The organism is Pseudomonas sp. D1-1 (assembly GCF_051132225.1).
Taxonomy (GTDB): Bacteria; Pseudomonadota; Gammaproteobacteria; order Pseudomonadales; family Pseudomonadaceae; genus Aquipseudomonas.
The window spans coordinates 1825033-1847967 of record NZ_CP071676.1; the positions used below are offsets into that span (position 1 = coordinate 1825033).

Here is a 22935-nt window from a genome sequence, read left to right on the forward strand (position 1 = left end):
CAGACCCATGGCGTCGGAAGGGGTTCGATTGAAGATGGGGCGCTGACCCATTGGCCCGATTCAAGGCCAACTGACCCACCGCATTCCGTGTCGGTCTCGCGGATCAGTTGGGCTCCGGTCTTCAGGGTTTTTTAGCAATCACCCTTCAATACGTAATTTAAGCTTGCTTCTGTTTGTTGTATATATCGACCAGCTTCGATAAGAAATCAAGAGAAGCGTCGGTGGCTCCCCTAAGTCCAAGTCTGGGGTTTAGCAGGAAGTCTATGAAATCACTGCCCAACCCCAAATCACCTTGGATCTTGTTTCTTATCTCGTCGGCCCCGCTGGTGAATGATTCCGGTAGCCAATTGACGGCGGCAGCGATTTTATCCGGGTCTGTTTCTGTAAAATCCCAGCCGCTAGGGTAGATATCACTTTCTTGCAAGGTTTCTCCGTAGTGGTTTTGGATCGCTCTGTCCAGAGCAAGCCCTCCTACTTCCTCAAGGTCCAGCCCATTCTCTTTAGCTGTGATGTAGACGTCAGTCATGTTGCCCAGATCGGAAAGCGTCAAGTCGGTGAAAACACTGTTTTCCCCCAGCTTGGCTTTTCGATGCGGGTCGTCAAGTGTTATAGCGGCTATATCAGAATGATCACCTTTCAACTGGGCCAGGACTTCTTCCTTGTCCAAGGGGATGCCTTTATCCATGGCCGCTGCGACCATAGTGGTCGCAGCCTTGTCGAACAGATAGGCGTTGTATTTTTCAACGTTTATATAGCCGGAAGGAGCGATGTAGCCTTTCACTATTCCGGGGAAAGGCTCCATGTGTTCGGTCTTCAAATAATCGCTTGCAGAGGTGTATAAGGACGAGAGTATTTTTGCCTGGTCTGAAAGGAAGGGTTTGCTCTCGATCGCCGGTAACGGCGCCGCGGAGCTGGCCGTGTCCGCGTCACTTTTGATGGAGTTGGGTTTGAGGGTGACGGTTGTTACCTGAGTAGCATTTGACGTATTTATAGTCGTCATGGTTCTCTCCTTGAGAAGGATATCCCTTATCGTGGGCTTCGATAGTGTGCGGTGATTGAGTTGCTATGGGACGGATAAGCAGGGTAGGTCCCGCCAAACAGAATTCCTGTTATCTTGAATTTTCCCTTGGCATCCAGTCCATAAAAAAATTCGGTTGCGTTGGCAAGAATCGGTACGGAGTCCGTGCACTTGTCGTAGACAGTAGAGTAGCGGGCCGCATAGCAGACCTTATATAGCTGAGTCGTGGCTCCGTGTTTGTAGAGCCCGATATTCCAGGATACGGATGTTATCGTAGCTCCCAAGGGGATATCGAGCGGAGTCGAGAAAAAGTTAGAATTCTCGGAGCTCGGGCCGTACACGCTAGGCGCCAAGCGGGTTTGTGTCCAGTTGGATGTTGCACCAAAAGAAGTTTGGCTCAGGGCCACTGCGACGATACCGGCAGACACTTGGATCAATTTTTTCACGTGCTTGGATTCCTTGCTAGAACCTATCCTTGTTGTGTTTTCCTATCTCTGTGTACATGTAGGAGTTGTACTACAGATATCCATCCGCGGTATAAGCCTCGGACTTGAAAAGTTGTCGGCGGCCCGGCGTTTAACTTTATCGATATTTATTTCTGATAAATTGATTGCCCACTTTTCGCCGCGCCGTTAAACAGCGCTTGCGTCTGGGGCACCTATCCCGCTCTTTGATTTCTCAGGTATTCAGCGGTGATTTCGGGGTGTCCGGGTTGAGTTGCTGCCGCCGGAACTGACCCGGTGGCTGTCCATGAATCTGGCGAAAGCGCCTGGAAAAATAAGCCTCATCGGCAAAGCCGCACAACCTCGCCACTTCACCCACCGGACGGGTGCCGTTGAGCAAATAATCGCGTGCGGCATGCATTCTGCGTTCGCCGCCGCCGACAAAGGTGAAGCGATCATTAATGCCGAGGTGCTACGTGCCTTGGGCAAGGGCGGTTACCTAATCAACGTGGCCCGAGGCAAACTGGTCAACGAGCCGGACCTGGTAGCCGCCCTTGCCACCGGTGACATTGCCGGTGCCGCGCTGGATGTGTTTATCGATGAGCCGAACGTGCCTGAAGCGTTGTTTGGTAATGAGCAAGTGGTGCTGCAACCGCACAGGGCGAGCGCGACGCTGCAGACCCGCACGCGAATGGGCGAAATGGTGGTGGCGAGCCTGGTGGACAGTTTTGCTGGAAAAGTCCCTCAGGGGTGCGTGACGGGTTGACGAGCGGGGCGCATCAGAAAGGCATTAGTGGAAGATGCGCTTGCGTCAGGCGTATCCAGGTGGGAACGCTTGGCGAATGGAATCGCGGGGTTCCCACAATGGAGCTTACATTTGCCAACAAACAAAAGTTGTTAAAAAACACAACCAGAGTACCATCGGCTCAAAGACAAGGACGCCCATGGATATACTCACGCCATCCCGCTTTGACGACGCTGCGATTCTGTACCCGAACGAGAGGGCTGGGCTTGAGCGCTGCCTGCGCATTTTGAGAATGGCGCGCCCCAAGGAATTCGCAGACCTGCAAAAGCTTTTCGGTACGCACGGTGTCGACTTGTTCAAGCCAAGAGCCGCAATGAATTGGGTTGTGATTGATGTAGGCGGCAATAATCTCAGGGTGATAGGCGGCGTTAACTACGCGCGGCAGAAGTTCTACGTCAAACACGTCTACACGCATGCCGATTACGACGTCGCCAACGTCTGGTATGCAAGAAACAAAGGGACAAAACGATGAGCGCAGCCCGGAACGACTTTCAAACGGTGATCGCAACGCTTGGCGAGCTTTACGCGATACTGGATCGCCTGCGGGGTGAGTTTGTGCACGGCATCAAGACCCCGGCCGACTACGAGCGCGCGACCGATTTGCTCGATGAGCTCACCGATGGGCGTGGGCTGAGCAAGACCGAGGAAAGGATTCTCGCTGAGCTTGAAGAGGAAATCCTGGCGTACCAGCGTGATTCCGACCAGTTTCGCGAATCGAACGCTGCTTTTGAGGCAACCTGCACCCCGGTGCAACTGATCAAGGACCTTATGGAGACGCTCGGGCTCACTGGCTCAGACCTTCCTGAAATCGGTGATAAAACCGCGGTGTCCAAGGTGCTCAATGGCGATCGCCCCATCAGTCACAAGATGGCTTATGCGCTGGCTGAGCGGTTTGCGATGGAACCGAGCGCTTTCTTGTCGGCTGGTCCTGCAAAGGAGCCGGATAAGAGGTAGCAATGACGCTGATCAAGGGACACGGGCCACTGTCGATCCACGCGAAACCAGAATGATACGCACCGCCATGATCACCCCGACAAGCACGGCAGCAAGCCCCGACATCTCCAGTAGCGTCGGCAGCCGGCCATGAAACCACAAGCCAAGCAGTGTCGCGAACAGCGATTCCAGGGCGATCAACTGCCCGGAAAGCACCATGGGCAGGCGCCGGGACGCGGCGTTCCAGGCCCAGGCACCGACGAAGGATGACATCAGCGCAATAACGAAACTCCAGAGGTACAAGTGCCCTGCAACGGAAAAACTGAAACCCACGCGCGGCAGTTCGAGCAGGTCGAACGCTTGTATCGCCGGTAACAGGCACACGGTGCCGATTCCCGCACCCGCCATCATGAGGCCTGTCCATACGCCCGAGGCGTTGGGCGATAGCTTCAGCAAGGCGCGTTGATTCAACCAACTGAACGCGAGCCACAAGATCACGGCACCGATAGAAAACAGCAAACCCATCAGCCAGGAACCCTGGCCTGCAACGGGTTGATGGACAGCGCCGAGATTGGACAGCAGCAGGCCCACGGTCAGGAAAACCAGTGGGATCGCCAGTTTGCTCCACTGGAGAGTTTTGGTCGTGGCGTTGCCCAGCAGTGCCAGCAAGACCGGCACCATGCCAATAAAGGCCGGGGTCAGCACCGGCCCACCAAAAATGATACCGGCGGCGATGCATGCGCTATAGCCGAGATAGCCGATCACACCCAGGCCAGCGGCCAGGAGCACCTGATCGAGGCGCAGGAGCCGAAGTCGGGCCCGGTAGAGCAGCACGACACCCAGGCCCAGCGCTCCGGCGATCAGGAATCGTACGATCATCAAATCATAGATTGTGTAGGCCCCGGTGACGTAGGGCGCAATGAAGTTCAGCGCCCAGCTCAGCGTCGCGACTACCGCGAGGGCCAATCCGACGATGAGGTTCGAGCGGACCCGCATCATCAGTCGTGCCCTCCGACATACTGCCCATTGACCAACAACTGCCTTGGTTCAGTACAACCATAGCAACGAATCCGAGTACCTTCGATAAAATCCTGCGTAGACATCGCGTTCTTCTCGACCGTCGTTGGGCCCTGGATGTTTGACAGCAGCGGGGTTCTGGAGGAAATACGCAAGGAAGTTTGGGTAATAATGCCTGAAGCGTGGTTCAAGACGGCGGATGAGCAGGTGCAACCGTCACCGGCGATTGACGTCCAAATCCGTTAACAACGATGTACAGCAACGGACCGATTGATACGAAGATGGCCGTGATCAGGATGTAAGGTAGCAACGATACGAGCGATTTGCCTCTTGCGCGTATGTCCCGGTACATCCAGATGCACGCCATGCAGGCGAGCAGATAAAGGTCGATGACTACTTGCGCGGTGTCTGCGCTGGACATGAGTCTGACGCCGAACGCCAAGAGCGATTGCTCGGCGAGCAACAACGTACACGCCGTGTAAACGGTAAAAAACAGCAGCGTAACAAGTGCGATATAAGGCTTCTTCACTTTGCCTCCCGGGACAGGTTCGTTGATCAGGGAGGTAGGCTAGTGATTTGACCATCATGGTTTCAATGACCTCCGAGGTCATCGACGCCGCCCACCTGCAATGCCAGAGTCAATGGATGACCAATCGACCCATGTCCCGAGCAACGCCGCCAACTTCAGCCGGTGCGCAACTGCGTCACTTGCGCCAACAGGCCAGACTGAGTCAGTTGGATTGCGCACTGATAACAGGGATATCTCAGCGTCACCTAAGCTGCATCGAGACGGGGCGCGCCACGCCAAGCCCTGGCACTCTGCATAACTTACTGACTGCCTTGGATGTACCTTTGGAGCAATGCAACGGCATCTTTCTCGCCAGCGGCTACGCCCCTCGCTACGAAACGACACCGCTCACGTCGTCGTCAATGGAAGTGGTACGTGATGCCATTGATCATATCCTTAATGCCAATAATCCCGCGCCGGCGATTGTTCTGGGCGCTCAATGGGACATCCTTGCAGCCAACGCCAGCGCGGGTGTCCTGTTCGATCTGGTGGGTCTTGCCAGGGATGCCGCGGATGGACTCAATCTCTTGGTGACACTGCTGCAACCCGGCGGCTTGGGCGACCATCTGAGCAACGCCGAGGAAATAAGATTAGTGGCCTGGCAACGGGCATCTCGGGAAGCCTTGAACAATCCCGCATTGGCTGGGATTCTGAAGAGTCTGCCGACTCCACACAGCGCTTCGGCGCTGGCTGACGATCTGCCTCCGTTGTTATTGACGCAGGTCGAGTCGCCCCATGGCGAGCTGACGTTCATGTCAACATTCACCACTTTTGGCATGCCGCTCGACATCACGATGAGCTCGTTGCGTATCGAGCATCTCATTCCTGCCGACGCCAAGACCTGGAAGGTCATGACCAAGGCGTACGAGCAGACGCAACGCTAACGATTTCAGGGAAGAAAACATGCAACCGACACTCAATCTCAACTTCCAAAGAATGCACGCCAATGGCGACGATTTTGTCATCGTCGATTCGCGAAACTCGCCCAGTCCGGTGACCAGTGCGATAGCCCGGCGGATGGGGGATCGGAACCGCGGCGTGGGCTTCAATCAACTCGCGGTGCTGCTCGATTGTGAAGATGCCGATGCGCGGGTGGTGTTCTGGAACGCAGATGGCTCCGCGCTGGATGTGTGTGGCAGCGCGACGCGCGGGGCGGCGGACCTGCTCATGCGCGAAGCCAATGTTGCTTCGGTAGCGCTACGCACCAACCGCGGTCTGTTGATCTGCGAGCGAACGCCAAACGGCGACATTTGCGTCGACATGGGCGTGCCACTTTGCGGCTGGTCGGACATTCCCCTGTCGCAGGAACTGGACTCCACCGTTTTGCCCCTTGCCGGTAGTCCAGCCGCGTGCAGCATGGGCAACCCGCATTGCACATATTTTGTCGACGATCTGGCTGACGTTGATATCGCCACTATCGGACCAGCCATCGAAACCCACCCGCTATTTCCACTCAAGACCAATGTTCATTTCGTCCAGGTCGTTGATCGCACGCATATCCGATTGCGCATCTGGGAGCGCGGGGCGGGCATTGCGCTGGGTTCAGGTTCTTGCTCGTGCGGCGCGGTTGTCAACGGAATCCGTCGTGGACTGCTGGACAGTACCGTCGAAGTTGAATGTGATGGCGGAAACGTGACGGTGCAATGGGACGGCGTGGGTTCGGTCTTTCTGATCGGGCCGGTGGAGGCAAGCTTCTCAGGGACAATGAGTCAAGCTTGAATGGGCAGGTGCTTGAACCCCGAGCCGATTTCTGTGGCAGCGAGCCTGCTCGCGAAGGCGGCAGCAACTTCCGTACATAATCTTCCAGGTACACGCTTCGTGGCGAGGGAGCTTGCTCCCGCTCGGCGGCGTAGCCGTCGTAGACCGGTGGATGCAGTTCGTCTGGAAGAACGTTTGGGGCGGCTTTGCCCCCCAGCGGGAGCAAGCGCCCTCGCCACCAGGACCATGGAGATTTGCATCATGTCTCCATGATCCTGAGCCACGGCCAGCGGACCTGATAACTTCTCGCTTTCTCGACGAACAAATCCGGCTGGGGGCCCTTGCTGCGTTTGATGATTCCAGACGGCCTGGAACAGGCACCCAGCGGTAAGCATGCATTGATCCAGGCCGAGCGAAGGCAGGCGCGCGGTGATTTGCGCGTTGATGGGGTTGGTCATTGCTATCCTGACCAGGCTTTCGACCGTCAGCGTTATAGGTATCCCTTTGGAAAATCGATCCAGGCTGGCGCCTGACCTTACCGCAACTGCAAGTTTCAAACAGGAACACCCATGAATTTCTTCAAGAAGCTCTTCGGTTCATCAAAAGCCCCTGAAACCCAGGACGCGCAGCCAACGCCGCAGGTCCACGAGCTCGGCGACCTGACCGAGGCAGAAGCAGCCAATCTGGCCATCCGGGAAGCGGGTGAAGCGTGCCTGGATCGTCATTGGCGCGCTGTCGGCACCGTCGAGCGGGATGTCCTTGCCTATATGATCAGTCCAACCTTTTCCGGTGGCCCTTACTGGCCCTCCACCCGCCAGGCCTACCGCGTGGTTCGCCGTGGCGACACGATCATTCTCGCCACGGAAGGCCTGTCGGATCCGTTCGATGATACGGAAGGAATGGGCAACGGTTTCGAAATGGAGCTGTTCGTCGAAACTGCGGATATACCCGAGCACGCCTATGGCCCCGTGGGTGAGGTCGATCCTTTCAAGCGCAGCTGGGCGTTCGAACTTGTGGAGCATGTTGCCAGGACGGTCGCCGACGCGGGCGGCATCACGCACCAGCTTGATCAGTACGGGGCGCTGTCCCTGGAGATTCCCGGGTTCAGTCAATCGCACCCTATGAGCGAGCAACTGCCCAAGCTCTTCGTAACGGATGATGATTGCACCGGGGTCCTGCTGGGAGCCCCCGAGCCGGACTTCTCTACCCGAGTGGAGGATATGCCCCTGTCACCGGTCAGATTGGTGCCGGTGGTGTTGATCACCGCGGCGGAGCTGGAGTACGTGCGTTCCGGTGGGCGAGCGGCGCGGGAGGATCTGGTGAGCCGTTTGCAGGAGGCAGGCATCGGACATATGAGCAGCCTGCATCGGGCGAGTGTGGTGTGAGTCGGATGGGCTCGGACGAAAAGCTTGAAGTTGCGTATTGACATATCTGAAAATCTCGATATCCTCGGCGTCATGGAATTGATCGAAATATTCAAAGCGCTCTCGAACCCTACACGCCTTCAGATCCTGAAAGGTCTGAAGGATCCCGCAAAGAACTTCCCTCCGCAGGATGAAGGTGACGTTCATACGGTGGGAGTCTGCGTCAGCAGTATTCAAGAAGGTATCGGACTGTCGCAGTCGACGGTGTCCGGTTATCTTGCGACGTTGCAACGAGTGGGGTTGGTCGAAGTCAGGCGCATCGGTCAGTGGACTTACTACAAGCGCAATGAAGCAGCCATCAGCGCGCTTGCGGAGATCATAGGGACAGAACTGTAATTTTTTTGCCGCAACATATCGAGATATCTCGATATCCCTTTTTATCGATACGAGGATTTTGCAATGAAAGCGATGGTACTCAAGTCATTTGGCGGGTCGGGTTCGTTCGAGCTTCATGATGTGCCCAAGCCTGTGCCGCAGGCAGGACAAGTCCTGGTCCGGGTACATGCAACCTCCATCAATCCGTTGGATTACCAGGTTCGACGCGGCGACTATCCCGACCTGGTGCAACTGCCGGCCATTACCGGCCACGATGTATCGGGCGTTGTCGAAGAAGTTGGGCCGGGAGTGACCAACTTCGCTCCGGGCGATGAAGTCTGGTACACCCCGCAAATATTCGACGGGCCAGGAAGTTATGCCGAGTACCACGTCGCTGCCGAGAGCATCGTCGGGAAGAAGCCAGCCTCGCTGAGCCATCTTGAGGCGGCGAGCCTGACCCTGGTTGGCGGGACGGTATGGGAAGCATTGATCGTGCGTGCGGCGCTCAGAGTGGGAGAAAGCATTCTGATACACGGCGGCGCGGGAGGCGTCGGCCATGTGGCGATCCAGTTGGCAAAAGCCATGGGAGCACAGGTATTCACCACCGTGCGCGAGGCAAACGCCGAGTTCGCACGCAGCATGGGCGCCGATGTGATCATCGACTACGAAAAACAGGATTATGTTGAAGCCGTCATGCGAGAAACGGGTGGCCGCGGTGTGGATGTCGTGTTCGACACCATCGGCGGCAACACATTGTCACGCAGCCCTGACGTGCTCGCACAACTTGGCCGCGTCGTCACGATCGTCGACATTTCACAGCCACAGAACGTCGTTCAGGCCTGGGGCAAGAACGCGAGTTATCACTTCGTTTTCACCAGACAGAACCGCGGCAAACTCGATGAGTTGAGCGCATTGGTAGCGCGAGGTCTGCTGCGGCCACATGTCGGCGCCGTCTATTCGCTGGCCGACATCGGGCTCGCCCATGCCCGGCTGGAAAGTCCAAACAATGGCATTCGAGGAAAAATCGCGATCGCAGTCGAGCCGTCGCTCATCGCGTAATGCGCTTTTTCAACCGCTTGAATCATTTCGAGGTACGCCATGATTTACGAGATCGCTCTGCTCCCGGTTCACAAAGAACGCATTGAAATGTTCAGACGAGCATTTGCCGAGGTCGCCCCTTTGCTCACCCGAGCAAAGGGCTACGGCGGCCATTTGCTGGCGCAAGGGATTGAAACCCCCGAGCAATTCAACCTGATCGTGCGATGGCAATCGCTTGAGCATCACACACCGGGTTTCGAAGAGAGTGAAGACCACCGGCTGTTCATGCTGGGCTTGGAGGAATACTTTTCGCAAGAGCCGAGGGTCTACCACATTGAGGGGGCGGCTTTTTTTATCGGTGAAGGTGCTGATCCAGGCGGCGCCGTCAGCCGGGGAATCTAAGCCGATCCCCATTCTCCGAGTGTCCGGTCCTTCAGCCCGGCCCATCCGACAATCCAATCGCGCATTCTCACGTGACGCGGGATAATACGGCTCAGCTTGGGGTCACAAGCGTTTCCCCCCTCGTTGGGATTGGCGGTTGAGCAAGGATCGAAGGCAATGACAGATTGGCTCCAGAGCTACGGAGAAATGGCTGAACGGGTCCGCCGCCATGACTGGGACAGCACGCCACTCGGGCCGCCCGCACAATGGCCCGATGTGCTGAAGACGACCGTGGCGCTGAGCCTGGCTTCGCATTTCCCTCAGGCCATCGTCTGGGGACCGGACTTGATCACGTTATACAACGATGCGTTCATGCCCATTCTCGGCAGCAAACCCGAGGCGCTGGGGCGGCCGTTCAATGAGGTCTGGCGGGAGGCCTGGAGCGAGATCGGCCCTATCGTGGGGGCGGCTTTCGATGGACAGGCGACGTTTATCGAGAACTTTCCCCTGGTGATCGAGCGCGGTGGTGGTCCTGAACAGGCCTATTTCACCTTCTGCTACAGCCCTATCCGCGACCAGTTCGGCAAAGTGGTGGGCATGCTCGACACGGTCACCGAGACCACTGCGACTGTATTCATGACCCAGCGCCTGGCGGTGCTCGATGCAATCGGCAGCGCCGTGGCGAATGCCACCGATCCACAGGCGATCATGGCGGCCACCGCCCGGATCCTGGCGGCGCACCTCAACCTGTCCAACTGCGCATACGCAGACATGGACGAAGACGAGGACGGCTTTACGATTCGCGGCGATTGGGCCCGGGCCGGGTCGCCGAGTATCGTCGGGCACTACCGACTGGCGGATTTCGGTCGGCTGGCGGTCGCCAACCTGGGCGCCGGCAAGCCGCTGGTGATCAATGACAACCTCGCGGAGTTGGCACCGGAGGAGGCGGCAGCGTTCCAGTCGATCGGTATTGCGGCGACTATTTGTGTTCCGTTGATCAAGAATGGACGGTTGACCGCCCTGATGGCCATCCACGACAAAACGCCCCGGATCTGGTCGTCCAACGATCTGGCGCTGCTGCTGGAAGTCACCGAGCGATCCTGGGCGCACATCGAACGTGCTCGGGCGGACGCGGCCGTGCGCGAAGGCCTCGCCGCCCTGGCCGAACTGAACGCAACGCTGGAGCAACGGGTCGAGGAGCGCACTACACGATTGAGGCAGACCGAAGCGGCGCTGCACCAGTCGCAGAAACTCGAAGCCATCGGCCAGCTCACCGGCGGCGTGGCCCACGATTTCAACAACCTGCTGACGATCATCCGCTCCTCTGTCGATTTCCTGCGCATGCCCAACCTGTCCGACGAGCGCCGGCAACGCTACATGACCGCCGTTTCCGAGACGGTGGAACGTGCTTCGAAGCTGACCAGCCAACTGCTGGCGTTTGCCCGGCGCCAGCCGTTGACGCCGGAAATCATCGACGTGCGCAAGCAGGTACAGAGCCTCGGCGACATGCTGGAGACCGTGACCGGGGCGCGTATTCACGTCAAGGTCGAACTGTGCGAGCAGCCTTGTTACATCCGCGCCGACCTGAGCCAGTTCGAAACGGCGTTGATCAACATGGCCCTGAACGCCCGGGATGCGATGAACGGCCAGGGAACGCTGTGGCTACGGCTCAATTGCGGTGCAGGCATGCCGCCGATCCGCGGCCATTCCGGGGCAGGGCAGGCATTTGCCGCGATTGCCCTGGAAGACACCGGCACGGGTATTGCCCCGGAGGCACTTGAACACATCTTCGAACCGTTCTTCACCACCAAGGAGGTGGGCAAGGGAACGGGGTTGGGATTGTCCCAGGTGTTCGGTTTTGCCAAGCAGTCTGGCGGCAATGTCGATGTCTCTACCGTGGTCGGAAAGGGCAGCGTGTTTACTTTGTATCTCCCGGAAGTGGAGCCCGAGGAGCAGCATGAACCCGAGGGAGAGGAAAACTCTCTGCTGGTGCTGGAAAAAGGCCGGCACCGGGTATTGGTAGTGGAAGACAACCTGGAAGTAGGGCGCTTTGCCAACCAGATCCTGCAAGACCTCGGATACGAAACGGCCTGGGCGACCAATGCCGAACAGGCGCTGGAAATGGTCGGCCCGGATGCGATGGCGTTCGACGCGATATTTTCCGACGTGGTCATGCCGGGCATCAGTGGCATTGCCCTGGCCAGGCAACTGCGCCAACGCCGCAAGGATCTGCCGGTGGTGCTGACCTCCGGCTACAGCGAGGAGCTGGCCCACAGCGGGCATGAAGGTTTCGCGTTTTTGTCCAAGCCTTACTCGGCCGATCAGGTTTCCCGGGTTTTAAACCAGACGCTGTTGGGCTCGGACTGAGTTGTTTCGGTTTTGAAACAACGCTTACCCGTTCGTCGGCGAGGCGGTCTCTTGAATCGTTGGTCTGTTGATGACCGGCTAGTCTCAATTCGAAGGTCGGTATTTCCAGGCAATTAGTTGTTGCCGGTATTGGCCTAGATGAGAGGGGAAAAATGCGATGGGAGCACCGTACAGCGAGGAGAACGGAGCCGCGTATCCGATCAATGAAGGGTTGCAGTGTGGGCAATCGGCCTATCGGTCGGATTTTGGTGACGAGCCAATCAAGTCAATCCGGACCAGGGTGGCCAAGGTGCCGCGGGGTGAGAAGGCCAAATTCTTGCCCAGGGTCCCGCTCAGCAAATAACCGCCGTGGCCAGGGGGCATGTCCGCGCTCGGGCGCGATGGGATTGCGGTGCAATCCAGCGGGAGCAAGCTCCCTCGCCACGGGGAATTCCAGCGTTTGTATAAATATTTTTTTATCTTTTTTCGACTGACGTTTTCTTTCACGTTTCTTTCACAAGCAGGCGCGTAGTCTGAGCTCATCCGTTAGAAAGCAGTACCTGCCCGTTTCCCCAGCGGGCTTTTTTTTGCCTGTCATAAAACTACCCCTGCGTTTGTTGTCGAACCGTCATGGCTGACACGGTTTGGCGTACACTCGCGCCAGCGCGCACCGGCCATCTCTCCCCGATGCGGCATTCTTGAGGTTTTTATCATGCGTTTGACTTTGTCCACCTTGGTGCTTGGGCTTGTGTTCGCTCAGGGCGCGATGGCCGCTGGCGACGGTACCGCTGCGGTTGGCGGTGGCTTGGGCGGTGTTCTGGGGAACGTGGTCGGCCAGCAGATGGGCGGCAGCACAGGCGCGGCGATTGGCGCCGGTGTCGGCGGTGCAGCCGGCAGTGCGGTCGGGGCTCGCAAGGGCAGCCGTACGGAAGCGGCCATCGGTGGTGGTCTGGGATCGGCCGGTGGTTCGATTGTTGGCAATCGCCTGGGCGGGTCCACGGGCTCGACCATCGGCGCGGGCGTCGGTGGGGCGGCAGGCGGCGCATTGGGCAGCAACCTGTCCAACGATAACGACGGACATTCAAAAAGCAAGAAGCACAAGCACAAGAGAAAGCATCGCTGAGCGAATGCATGAATAAAAAAACCCGGCCCCGTGCCGGGTTTTTTCATATTGCTATTTCCCGGAACGTTTACCTCGCTATCGCCTCGAATTGATACACCCACTTGCATTGTGAGGTATGCCATGACCCCGGAAACCGAAGGCAAGGAAGAAAAAGGCCCCTCGGGCGTCCCGTTCATCAATGATCCAGGCGTCAACGACCCGGGCAACGAAGATCCCGGTTCCCTGATGGATGACGCCCAGGTGCCCTTGATCGAGGATGAAGAAACCGAAGTTGAGGATGAATCCTACGATTGAGCCTTCCAGCCCAAACTGCACGACCAGGAGATTGTTATGACTGCCGACTCGCCTGTTCCCGACGACGATGAAACCCCGGAATATCCGTTGCCTTCGCCCACCGACTCATTGAGCCGCGATCAGCGTCCACCTGATGACGATGCTGGAGTTGAGCAGGTGCCAAGCGAAGATGAAGACGTCGAGGCGGCGCCGGACGATCCCGATATTGCCGGTGATGATGCTTCCGGCAAGCCAAGCTGAAGAGCAGTTCCGTCCGTCCGGTTGTCGGCACCATCAGTCAATGATGGTTGCCACACATCAGGTAGCTATCTGAAAAGGAGACTTATCATGATGAAGCCAAACATGACCGCGCTGGCGTTGGCCGGGATTCTGTCGGCCAGCTCGTTGGCGGCTTTCGCCCAATCCGACAGCGCGCCCGTGGACAAGGGAGGCATGCCGCCCTCTACCCAGATGGACGCCGGCTCCACCACCGAGAAAGCCGGTAACGCTCTGCCACCCGGTTCCGTGGGAGGAGGCAATGGCGGCGACGCCAGCGGCAGCAGCACCAGCCCGGGAACCGGGAGTGGCTCCACCAGCGGTGGCAGTACGATGGGCGGCGGTTCTTCCGGCTCAAGTAGTGGAACCGGTAGCAGCAGTAGCGGTGGCAGCTCCAGCGGCGGCGGATCAGGCTCCGGCTCAGGCGGCTCCGGCGGCTAATGCATGACCCTCTGCTGATCATCCAATCTGTTCGTGGCGAGGGAGCTTGTTCCCGCTGGGCGCCAGGCGCCCCTGAAACGTAGTCAACTGCCGCCCGGCCAAGGCGCGGCCGATCCCTCGCCACCCCTTGAAAATTTCCCATTGCCTGCGCCAAGCACGGCTCGTTATTCTGCTGAATCCTTTAAGGCGAACACGCTGCGCTGGCCGCACCTGAGCCATCCCTGGAATGTTGTGTTGATAACGGATCAGATGCGATGAATGCACCGCTGAAAAAGTTTGGACCGATCAAGGCTGTGATTTTCGATATGGATGGCCTGCTGCTGGATACCGAAGGTATCTACACCGAGGTCACCTCCATCATCGCCGAGCGCTACGGGCGCACGTTCGACTGGAGCGTCAAGCAGAACATCATCGGGCGCGGCGCCGGGGACCTGGCGCGCTACGTGGTGCAGGCGCTGGAGCTGCCGATCACCCCGGAGGAATTTCTGGTGATTCGTGAACCGCTCATGCGTGAACGTTTCCCCCACGCCCTGGCGATGCCCGGCGCGGAGGAATTGGTGCGGCATCTCAAAGCCCACCACGTGCCGATAGCGGTGGGAACCAGTTCGTCGCGTCAGTCGTTCGAGCTGAAAACCACTTTGCACCGGGATTGGTTCGCGCTGTTCGACTTCATCGTCACCGCCGATGACCCGGAAGTGGGCGCGGCGAAACCGGCCCCGGATATCTTCCTCACCGCCGCCCGGCGCCTGGGTGTCGCGCCGGCGGATTGCCTGGTCTTCGAGGATTCCCCGTTTGGTGTGACGGCGGCGAAGGCGGCAGGCATGACGGCTATTGCGATTCCCGACTCGGCCATGGCCGACGAAAAGTACAGCCATGCCGACGCCATTATCCGTTCGCTCAAGCTGTTCCAGCCAGGCCTGTGCGGTTTGCCGGAACTGGAATGGGCCTGAAAAAGGGCTGCTGCGCCCGAAAGCGTCGAAGCAGCCCAGCGGGAGCAGGCTCCCGCGCGACGTGGGTCAGGCGCCGAAACCACCGTCGATTGTCAGGCTGGCCCCGGTGATATAGGCCGCTTCCGGACCCGCGAGGTAGGCGACGAAGCTGGCGATTTCTTCCACCGTGCCATAACGGCCTACCGCCATGAGTTCCATCAGGCTGGAGGCGAAATCGCTATCCGCCGGGTTCATGTCAGTGTCCACCGGGCCGGGCTGAACATTGTTGACGGTAATGCCGCGTGGGCCCAGGTCGCGAGCCAGGCCTTTGGTCAGGCCCACCAGCGCGGATTTGCTCATGGCGTAGGTGGCGCCGCCAGCGAAGGGCATGCGGTCGGCATTGGTGCTGCCGATATTGATGACCCGGCCCCCTTCGCTCATATGCCGTGCGGCTGCCTGAGTGGCGACAAATACGCTGCGCACGTTGATGGCGAGGGTCTGGTCAAAATCTTCCAGCTTGAATTCATCCAGCGGCGCCAACGCCAGGATGCCCGCGTTGTTGACCAGGATGTCCAATCGGCCAAAGGCGTCGACGGTGGCCTGGACGGCATGGCGGATGGCGTCGGCATCGGCGCTGTCGGCCTTGATCGCCAGGGCCTTGCCGCCGGCGGCGGTGATGCTGTTCTGCAGTTCTTCAGACTTGGCGCCGGAGCTGACATAGGTGAAGGCCACGGCCGCGCCTTCTGCGGCAAGGCGTTTGACAATGGCGGCGCCGATGCCACGGGAACCGCCTTGGACCAAGGCGACTTTGCCACTCAGTGTTTGCGTGCTCATGCGGGTGTTCTCCAAAGGTGCCGGGGCGAGATGCCGCGGTTGATGGGGTGAGTATCAAGACCAGCCGATCGGCTGTGTAGACCTTCATTGATATAGTCTGTGTAAACCAAAAGTTTATAGTGGGCGCCATGGAGACTTTCAGCAGTATCGAATGTTTTGTCCGCAGTGCCGAGGTCGGCAGCTTCGCCGAGGCCGCACGCCGCTTGAGCCTGACCCCGGCGGCGGTAGGCAAAAGCGTCGCCAAGCTTGAAGCGCGCCTGGGCGTTCGGCTGTTCCAGCGCAGCACCCGCAGCCTGGCCTTGACCGAGGCCGGCCAACTGTTCCTGCGGGAAGTGGGCAGCAGTTTTAATACCATCCAGAACGCCGTCGCCAACCTGGCCAGCGCCGGCGGGCAGCCAGCCGGCACGCTGAAGGTGAGCATGGGAACGGCGTTCGGCCGGTTGTATATCGTGCCGTTGTTGGGTGAGTTTTTGCGCCGATACCCGGCAATCAACCCGGACTGGCATTTCGATAACCGTCAGGTGGACCTGATCGGCCAGGGTTTCGATGCCGCCATCGGCGGCGGCTTCGAGCTGCCCCAGGGCGTCGTGGCGCGCAAATTGACGGTGGCCCATCGGGTGCTGGTTGCGTCCGGACAGTACCTGCAAAACCATGCCGCCGTCGTTGAGCCGCAGGATCTGGGGCAACATCAGGGAATCCTGATCCGCTCACCGCAGACAGGGCGTATCCGTTCCTGGCAACTGACCAGCCGTAACCGCGAACACAGCCCGCTGACACTCAAGGCGCAAATGACCATGAGTGACTCGGAAGCCGCCTGCATCACCGCAGCCCAAGGGCTGGGCATTGCCCTGGTGAGCATGCCGTTTGCCGTGCCGTTCCTGAGCAGCGGCGCACTGCAACGGGTGCTGCCGGACTGGTACGTCGACGACGGCAATATCTCGATCTACTACGCCGAGCATAAACTGCTGCCGGGCAAGACCCGGGCGTTCGTGGATTTCATCATCGAGCAGTTTGCCGAGCAGGGGCTGGCGCAGCGGTTCAGTGCTGTTTGAGCCTGGCTGGGAGTCGAGTCGCCCTCATTCGCGAGCAGGCTCGCTCCCACATTGGTTTGGCGGTGACCGCACCTTTTGTGCCCCGCAAAAATCCACTGTGGGAGCGAGCCTGCTCGCGAACGGGGCAACGCAGTCTAAAGCCTAAAGCCGCAAACTCACCGCCCAAACCGCCCCGGCCAGCCAATGATGGTCTTCGGTCGCGGCGTCGCATAAGTGCGCACTTTCGACGTGGACAACCCCAGCCGCACCAGCGACTCGGCAATCGTCACCGCCGCCGTCACGCCATCGACCACAGGCACTCCGGTGCGTTGACGAATCTGCTCATCCAGCCCGGCCATGCCGCCGCAACCCAGGCAGATCACTTCGGCCTTGTCCTGGCTGACGGCGAGTTCCGCCTGATGGATGATGGCTTCAACCGCCCGCTGCGGGTCTTGCTCAAGTTCCAGCACCGCCAGGCCACTGGCCCGGACTGAGGCGCAGCGGTCGAACAGGCCGGAAAGCTTGAGCCGGTCCTCGATCAGCGGCACCGTGCGGTCCAGGGTGGTGACGACCGAGTAGGCATGACCAAGAAACATGGCCGTGCTGGCGCCGGCGTCGGTGATGTCCACCACTGGCACGTTGAGCAGTTCCTGCAGTCCTTCCCGACCGTGTTCGCCGTAGCCCGCCTGGATCACCGCGTCGAACGGCTGGTCGTAGGACATCACCCGGTCCATTACGGCGATGGCGGCCAGGTAGCTTTCAAAATTGCCTTCGATCGAGTCTGCCCCGAAATGCGGCGTCAGCCCGACGATCTCGGTTCCCGGCGCGGCAACGGCCTGGGCCTGGCGCGCGATGGACTGAGTGATGGACTCGGTGGTGTTGACGTTGACGATGAGAATTCGCATGAGTAGTCCTTTTTGCAGCGTAACGGTAGATGGCCCGAATCCCCGGGCCTTTCGAACAATCAATGGCTGACGTTATCCACGGCAATGGACTCACCGCTGACGTCCTCGTAATGCACCTCGCGCTTGGCAACGATCAGGTACAGCAACCCTGCAATCGAAGCGCCAATCAGCCAGGAAAACGGAGAAATACTGTCGAAACCGGGCACCAGCGCCAGGACAATCGCGATCAGCGCCGCTGGAATGAACGCCGCTACCGCCCGCAGGTTGACCCCGTTGCTGTAGAAATACGCACCATTTGGGTCCTCGCTGTAGAGTTGCGGCACGTTGATGCGGCCTTTTCGCAGCAACCAGTAGTCGACCATGATCACGCCGTACAGCGGCCCGAGCAGGGCGCCGAGACCGGAGAGGAAATACACGATCACCAGCGGGCTGTTGTAGAGGTTCCACGGCAGGATCAGCACGGCAATGGCGGCGCTGATCAGTCCGGCACGACGGAAGTTCAGGTACCTGGGCGCCAGGTTGCTGAGGACGAAGGCCGGGGCGACAAAGTTGGCCATGATATTCACCGCCACGGTGACGATCAGGAACGCCAGGCAACCAAGCACCAGGAAAAACGTGTTGGGAATCGAGGCGATGACCTGGGTCGGGCTCTCGATGACCTGGCCATTGATCTGGAACTGCGCACCGCACAACAGGATGGTGATGGCGGCAAATACCAGAATATTCACCGGCAGGCCCCAGAAATTTCCGACGACGATTGTCCGCCGGCACGGCGAAGAGCGAGCGAAATCGCAGAAGTTGAGGATCAACGTGCCATAGATCGCCAGCCACAGCGCACCACCGGCGAATATGTTGCGCCACATCTCACCGCCGGCCAGCGGCTCGCGGATCGACCAGGCAATCGTCGCACCGGCCTGAAAGTACATCCAACCGGCCAACGCCGCGACGGTCACCAGGATGACCGGGCCGGCGAAGCCTTCATAGCGCCGCACGGTTTCCATGCCATAGGCCAGGATCATCAGTTGCACGAACCAGATGGCGACGAAGCATACCCAGCCCAGGCTCGACAGCCCGAGGATCGAGTTCTGATCATAATCGGCAAAGCCCGGATGAATCGCCACCAGCAGGACCCGAAACACCACGGACGCCAGGTAAGTCTGGATACCAAACCAGGCAATTGCGATGACGGCCCTGATCAGTGCGGGAATCTGCGCACCGTGTATGCCAAAACTGATCCGGCTGATGACCGGAAACGGCACGCCGGTCTTCTGCCCCATATAGCCGGACAGATTCATGAAGCCGTACACCAGCGCCGCGCCGATCCCCAGCGACAGTAGAATCTGCCAACCGCCCAGTCCCAAGGCATACAGGCCGATGGCGAATGAATAATTGGCAATGTTATGCACGTCGTTGGTCCACAGGGCGAAGATGCTGTAGCGGCCCCAGCGTCGCCCTTCGGCTTTGGTGGGCGCGAGGTCCTTGTTATGCAGCCTTGGACTCAAGGTGAGAGGGGCTGCGGGTTGTTCATCCAGGGCAGCGGTTGGGGAGGGCAGATCCAGCGCGATGTTATTGGAAAGACTTGTACGCATTCCGGCAGGCTCCTGACTCTCAGGCCACGATGACTGTGCTTGAGCGCGAGGCTCGGCAGATCTTCGTCGCGGCGGTGAGCATCATTGGTTACGGGGCATCTGCAGCCTGTACGGGATAGGGCGCTTCAGGCTTGCGGATCGAAAAGTGTGTGTATGTTTTTGTATTGTTGTATACAAAACACTTGTCGAGTTAAGCCAGATGTATGCCACTTACGAGTCTAGCTTTGGCGTCGTTAATTTCGTTTTGTTATGTTTGACGGATAAATCACTGAAATGCTGGAAGTTAAAACTGACCGTTCGAACAGGTATTTATTTTAGAGGTCGAGCGCCAACGGGAAGGAAAGCAGGCAGCGCGCAAGGGTGCCTGTAACTTTTAGGGGCATTAAAACCAGAGGTGCACACAAAAATGCCACCTGAGGTGACATTTTTGTGTACATGGCTGCGGCGGGATCAGACGGTCTTGGATTTGGCGATGATATTGCCAGCGTGCAGCCCGCATTCTTTTTGCGTGGCTTCTTCCCACCACCAGCGGCCTTCGCGCTCGTGCTGGTTCGGCAGGACAGGGCGGGTGCAGGGCTCACAGCCGATGCTGATGAAACCGCGCTCATGCAGGCTGTTATAAGGCAACTCCAGCATGCGGATATAACCCCAGACTTCCTCGCTGGTCATCTGCGACAACGGGTTGAATTTGTACAGCGTGCGCTCCGGCGTGGAGAACGCCGTGTCGATTTCCAGCACGGCCACCTGGCTGCGGGTGCCCGGGCTCTGGTCGCGGCGCTGACCGGTAGCCCAAGCGCGGACATCGGTCAGTTTGCGGCGCAGCGGCTCGATCTTGCGGATGCCACAGCATTCACCGTGACCGTCCTTGTAGAAGCTGAACAGGCCTTTTTCCTTCACGAAAGGGTCCAGTTTCGTATGGTCGGGCGAGATCAGTTCGATATCGATCTTGTAATGCTCGCGCACTTGTTCAATGAAACGATAGGTTTCCGGGTGCAGGCGACCGGTGTCGAGGCTGAACACCTTGACGTTCTTGTTCAGCTTCCAGGCCATGTCCACCAGCACGACGTCTTCAGCGCCACTGAAGGATATCCACAGGTCGTCGCCGAATTCGGCGAAGGCCAGCTTGAGGATGTCCTGCGGGGACTTGTTGGCATAGGTCGTGGCGAGTTCCACGACATCAAACGATGGGCTCATCAGGGCGGTTTCCTACAGGTCGGTGGCGCTGGGCGCTCTATATGGGGCTGATGGTAACAAAAGCTGCCGGGGCTGGCGCGCTCCTGTGCGTTGCGCGGGCTTCGGCGAATGGCTAGAGTCGGCAGTCCTTTTGTTCGCTCAACCGATAAACATCAAAAAATGGGAGTGTCTTGTGGAAATTGCCTGTCTCGACCTGGAAGGTGTGCTGGTCCCGGAGATCTGGATCGCCTTCGCTGAAAAAACCGGGATTGACTCCCTCAGGGCAACCACTCGGGACATTCCCGATTACGACGTGCTGATGAAGCAACGGTTGCGCATCCTGGATGAGCATGGCCTGAAGCTCTCCGACATCCAGGAAGTCATCGCTACGCTCAAGCCGCTGGACGGCGCCATCGAGTTCGTCGACTGGCTGCGCGAGCGCTTCCAGGTGGTGATTCTTTCCGACACGTTCTACGAATTTTCCCAGCCGCTGATGCGTCAGCTGGGCTTCCCGACGCTGCTCTGCCATCGTCTGGTTACCGACGACAGCGGACGGGTGACCGGCTATCAATTGCGTCAGAAAGATCCGAAGCGCCAGTCGGTCCTGGCCTTCAAGAGTTTGTACTACCGAGTAATTGCCGCCGGGGATTCTTACAACGACACGACGATGCTGGGCGAAGCCGATGCCGGGATTCTGTTCCACGCGCCGGAAAACGTGATCCGTGAGTTCCCGCAGTTTCCGGCGGTGCATACGTTTGCCGAGTTGAAGCAGGAGTTCATCAAGGCCTCGAACCGCAATCTCAACTTGTAAACCAAACCCCCTGTGGGAGCGAGCTTGCTCGCGATAGCGGTGGATCAGTTTGCTCAAAAGTGGCTGACCCATTGCAATCGCGAGCAAGCTCGCTCCCACAAGGTCCTGTATCAGGTCTTGGACCTTATTCAGAGGTTCTGCAAGGTTTCCAGCAAGACCCTCACCTTGGTCATCGACTCCTGATACTCCGCCTGCCAATCCGAATCCGCGACGATCCCGCCGCCACCCCAGCAACATACCTGCCCGTCCTTGACCAGCAAGCTGCGGATGGCGATGGAGCTGTCCATCTCCCCGCGCACATCGAGGTACAACAACGAGCCGCAATACAGACCGCGTCGGGTCGGTTCGAGCTCGTCGATGATCTGCATGGCACGGATCTTCGGCGCGCCGGTGATCGAGCCGCCGGGAAAGCTGTCGGCGATCAGGTCCAGGGCGTCCTTGTCGTCCGCCAGTTCGCCAGTCACGCTGCTGACCAGATGATGGACGTTCGGGTAGCTTTCCAGGCTGAACAATTCCGGCACCCGCACCGAGCCGATGCGGCAGGTGCGGCCCAGGTCGTTGCGCAGCAAGTCGACGATCATCAGGTTCTCGGCACGGTCCTTGGGGCTGGCCAGCAGCTCGGCGGCGTGAGCCGCGTCGTCTTCGGGCGTCGTGCCGCGAGGGCGGGTGCCCTTGATCGGACGGGTTTCGACGTGACCTTCACTGACCTGGACGAAGCGTTCGGGCGACAGGCTCAGCACCGCACCGCCCTCCGGCAGGCTCTGGAAACCGGAAAACGGCGTCGGGCAAGCCGCCCGCAGCGCCTGGTAAGCGGCCCACGCATCGCCCTGGCACGGCGCGCGAAAGCGTTGGGCAAAGTTGACCTGATAACAGTCGCCGGCCTGGATATACGCCTGGATACGCTCGAATGCCTGTCGATAGGCTTCAGCGTCGAGATCGGGCGCCATCGGGCCGTCCAGACTGAACGAGGAGAGAGGCACCGAGGTTAGCTGACGGAACAGCTCGATCAAGCGTTGGCGTTGGTTTTCGCCGCAATGGGGATGGAAGACCAATTGGCTTGTGCGAGTCTGGTGATCGGTGACCAGTGCCCAGTCGTACACGCCAAAACGCGCGTCCGGCAGTTGCAGATCGTCCTTGGCGCAGGACGGCAGGGCTTCGAGGCGTCGGCCGAAGTCGTAACTCAAATAACCGATCAGGCCACCGGCGAAGGGCAATTGCACGGCGGCTGGTAATTCGGCGTGGCCCAGTTGCGTCAGCTGTATCCGAAGACGTTGCAGGAAATCGCTGCCACTCTCTTCCGGCAATACCGCCAGTTGCTTCAGCGGCCAGGCGCTGAGCAAGTCATAACGCCCGCGCTCGGCGCTCGGCCGGCCACTGTCGAGCAGCACGCTGCCTGGGGCATGACGGATCGCCGCGAAATACTCGGCGGGGTTGGCGCGGTAGGGCAGAGGGTGTACGAAGCAGGTTGGCATGGGCGGGGCGGGTCGGCCGTTCAGGCGGGGTGGCGATTGTAATCCCCTGTAGGATTTGCTCCTAGGGGGATGTCGGTATTGAACACTTCTGT

The 22935-nt window shown here is 59.0% G+C and carries 24 protein-coding genes and 3 pseudogenes; 17 read left to right on the plus strand and 10 right to left on the minus strand.

Annotated elements, in window-relative coordinates; genetic code table 11:
• Positions 1-157: 157 nt before the first annotated feature.
• Together J3P86_RS08320 and J3P86_RS08325 are read right to left on the minus strand one after the other, a co-directional pair.
• Positions 158-1000 carry a hypothetical protein gene (locus J3P86_RS08320; protein ID WP_434699901.1) on the minus strand — a complete coding sequence of 281 codons (843 nt, stop codon included), beginning with the start codon at positions 998-1000 and terminating at the stop codon, positions 158-160.
• Positions 1001-1696: 696 nt separating this feature from the next.
• Positions 1697-1891: pseudogene (locus J3P86_RS08325) on the minus strand (helix-turn-helix transcriptional regulator); the annotation flags it as partial.
• Here J3P86_RS08325 and J3P86_RS08330 point away from each other — a divergent pair.
• The 3 genes and pseudogenes from J3P86_RS08330 to J3P86_RS08340 all read left to right on the plus strand — a co-directional run.
• Positions 1892-2227: pseudogene (locus J3P86_RS08330) on the plus strand (NAD(P)-dependent oxidoreductase); the annotation flags it as partial.
• Positions 2228-2405: 178 nt separating this feature from the next.
• Positions 2406-2738 carry a type II toxin-antitoxin system HigB family toxin gene (locus J3P86_RS08335; RefSeq protein WP_434699903.1) on the plus strand — a complete coding sequence of 111 codons (333 nt, stop codon included), beginning with the start codon at positions 2406-2408 and terminating at the stop codon, positions 2736-2738.
• Positions 2735-3220: a helix-turn-helix domain-containing protein gene (locus J3P86_RS08340; RefSeq protein ID WP_434699904.1), complete on the plus strand. Its 486-nt coding sequence runs from the start codon at positions 2735-2737 to the stop codon at positions 3218-3220. The genes J3P86_RS08335 and J3P86_RS08340 overlap by 4 nt, the downstream gene beginning before the upstream one ends.
• A 12-nt stretch (positions 3221-3232) precedes the next feature.
• Here the strand turns inward: J3P86_RS08340 and J3P86_RS08345 are convergent, their stop codons facing one another.
• Positions 3233-4198, minus strand: coding sequence for an EamA family transporter (locus tag J3P86_RS08345; RefSeq protein WP_434699905.1), 966 nt, complete (start codon positions 4196-4198; stop codon positions 3233-3235).
• Between the two features lie 205 nt (positions 4199-4403).
• On the minus strand, positions 4404-4745 hold the full coding sequence (locus J3P86_RS08350) for a DUF2834 domain-containing protein (RefSeq protein WP_434625098.1): 342 nt from the start codon (positions 4743-4745) through the stop codon (positions 4404-4406).
• 116 nt (positions 4746-4861) lie between these two features.
• Here J3P86_RS08350 and J3P86_RS08355 point away from each other — a divergent pair, with 116 nt between their 5' ends.
• Both J3P86_RS08355 and dapF read left to right on the plus strand, forming a co-directional pair.
• Entirely contained in the window at positions 4862-5668 is an 807-nt protein-coding gene (locus J3P86_RS08355; protein ID WP_434658270.1) for a helix-turn-helix domain-containing protein, read from the plus strand.
• A gap of 19 nt (positions 5669-5687) precedes the next feature.
• On the plus strand, positions 5688-6503 hold the full coding sequence (dapF, locus tag J3P86_RS08360) for a diaminopimelate epimerase (protein ID WP_434699906.1): 816 nt from the start codon (positions 5688-5690) through the stop codon (positions 6501-6503).
• Between the two features lie 326 nt (positions 6504-6829).
• Here the strand turns inward: dapF and J3P86_RS08365 are convergent.
• A pseudogene (locus J3P86_RS08365) lies at positions 6830-6976 on the minus strand (nucleotidyltransferase family protein); the annotation flags it as partial.
• A gap of 75 nt (positions 6977-7051) precedes the next feature.
• Here J3P86_RS08365 and J3P86_RS08370 point away from each other — a divergent pair.
• From J3P86_RS08370 to J3P86_RS08415, 10 genes are all read left to right on the plus strand, one after another.
• A complete protein-coding gene (locus tag J3P86_RS08370; RefSeq protein ID WP_434699907.1) occupies positions 7052-7867 on the plus strand; it encodes a suppressor of fused domain protein in 816 nt (271 codons plus the stop codon).
• 72 nt (positions 7868-7939) lie between these two features.
• Complete coding sequence (locus J3P86_RS08375) at positions 7940-8242, plus strand: ArsR/SmtB family transcription factor (RefSeq protein ID WP_305501316.1); 303 nt, start codon at positions 7940-7942, stop codon at positions 8240-8242.
• Positions 8243-8305: 63 nt separating this feature from the next.
• Positions 8306-9280 (plus strand): zinc-dependent alcohol dehydrogenase family protein, encoded by a 975-nt coding sequence (locus J3P86_RS08380; protein WP_434699909.1) that lies wholly within the window; start codon positions 8306-8308, stop codon positions 9278-9280.
• 39 nt (positions 9281-9319) lie between these two features.
• Positions 9320-9661, plus strand: coding sequence for an antibiotic biosynthesis monooxygenase family protein (locus J3P86_RS08385; protein WP_434625090.1), 342 nt, complete (start codon positions 9320-9322; stop codon positions 9659-9661).
• A gap of 156 nt (positions 9662-9817) precedes the next feature.
• Entirely contained in the window at positions 9818-12007 is a 2190-nt protein-coding gene (locus J3P86_RS08390) for a response regulator (protein WP_434699911.1), read from the plus strand.
• A 691-nt stretch (positions 12008-12698) separates the two neighbouring features.
• Positions 12699-13109, plus strand: coding sequence for a glycine zipper domain-containing protein (locus J3P86_RS08395; RefSeq protein ID WP_434603324.1), 411 nt, complete (start codon positions 12699-12701; stop codon positions 13107-13109).
• Between the two features lie 120 nt (positions 13110-13229).
• Positions 13230-13403 (plus strand): hypothetical protein, encoded by a 174-nt coding sequence (locus J3P86_RS08400; protein ID WP_305495999.1) that lies wholly within the window; start codon positions 13230-13232, stop codon positions 13401-13403.
• A 36-nt stretch (positions 13404-13439) separates the two neighbouring features.
• Positions 13440-13643: a hypothetical protein gene (locus J3P86_RS08405; RefSeq protein ID WP_305495998.1), complete on the plus strand. Its 204-nt coding sequence runs from the start codon at positions 13440-13442 to the stop codon at positions 13641-13643.
• Between the two features lie 87 nt (positions 13644-13730).
• Positions 13731-14099: a hypothetical protein gene (locus J3P86_RS08410; RefSeq protein WP_434699913.1), complete on the plus strand. Its 369-nt coding sequence runs from the start codon at positions 13731-13733 to the stop codon at positions 14097-14099.
• A gap of 254 nt (positions 14100-14353) precedes the next feature.
• Positions 14354-15049 carry an HAD-IA family hydrolase gene (locus J3P86_RS08415; RefSeq protein WP_434699914.1) on the plus strand — a complete coding sequence of 232 codons (696 nt, stop codon included), beginning with the start codon at positions 14354-14356 and terminating at the stop codon, positions 15047-15049.
• Between the two features lie 66 nt (positions 15050-15115).
• On the opposite strand, the gene J3P86_RS08420 is transcribed toward J3P86_RS08415, so the two are convergent.
• Positions 15116-15862, minus strand: a complete 747-nt coding sequence (locus tag J3P86_RS08420; protein ID WP_434699915.1) for a 3-oxoacyl-ACP reductase family protein — start codon at positions 15860-15862, stop codon at positions 15116-15118.
• A 128-nt stretch (positions 15863-15990) separates the two neighbouring features.
• Here J3P86_RS08420 and J3P86_RS08425 point away from each other — a divergent pair, with 128 nt between their 5' ends.
• A complete protein-coding gene (locus J3P86_RS08425) occupies positions 15991-16914 on the plus strand; it encodes a LysR family transcriptional regulator (protein WP_434699916.1) in 924 nt (307 codons plus the stop codon).
• A gap of 155 nt (positions 16915-17069) precedes the next feature.
• Here the strand turns inward: J3P86_RS08425 and J3P86_RS08430 are convergent, their stop codons facing one another.
• The 3 genes from J3P86_RS08430 to J3P86_RS08440 form a co-directional block, all read right to left on the minus strand.
• Positions 17070-17798, minus strand: a complete 729-nt coding sequence (locus J3P86_RS08430) for an aspartate/glutamate racemase family protein (protein ID WP_434699917.1) — start codon at positions 17796-17798, stop codon at positions 17070-17072.
• Between the two features lie 59 nt (positions 17799-17857).
• Entirely contained in the window at positions 17858-19387 is a 1530-nt protein-coding gene (locus J3P86_RS08435) for an NCS1 family nucleobase:cation symporter-1 (RefSeq protein ID WP_434569303.1), read from the minus strand.
• Between the two features lie 450 nt (positions 19388-19837).
• Positions 19838-20581, minus strand: coding sequence for a phosphoadenylyl-sulfate reductase (locus tag J3P86_RS08440; RefSeq protein WP_434569302.1), 744 nt, complete (start codon positions 20579-20581; stop codon positions 19838-19840).
• A gap of 172 nt (positions 20582-20753) precedes the next feature.
• On the opposite strand from J3P86_RS08440, the gene thrH reads away from it, so the two are divergent.
• Positions 20754-21371 (plus strand): bifunctional phosphoserine phosphatase/homoserine phosphotransferase ThrH, encoded by a 618-nt coding sequence (thrH, locus tag J3P86_RS08445; protein ID WP_434569301.1) that lies wholly within the window; start codon positions 20754-20756, stop codon positions 21369-21371.
• Between the two features lie 128 nt (positions 21372-21499).
• Here thrH and pabB read toward each other — a convergent pair whose 3' ends face one another.
• Complete coding sequence (gene pabB / locus J3P86_RS08450; protein WP_434699918.1) at positions 21500-22843, minus strand: aminodeoxychorismate synthase component I; 1344 nt, start codon at positions 22841-22843, stop codon at positions 21500-21502.
• Positions 22844-22935 lie beyond the last annotated feature (92 nt).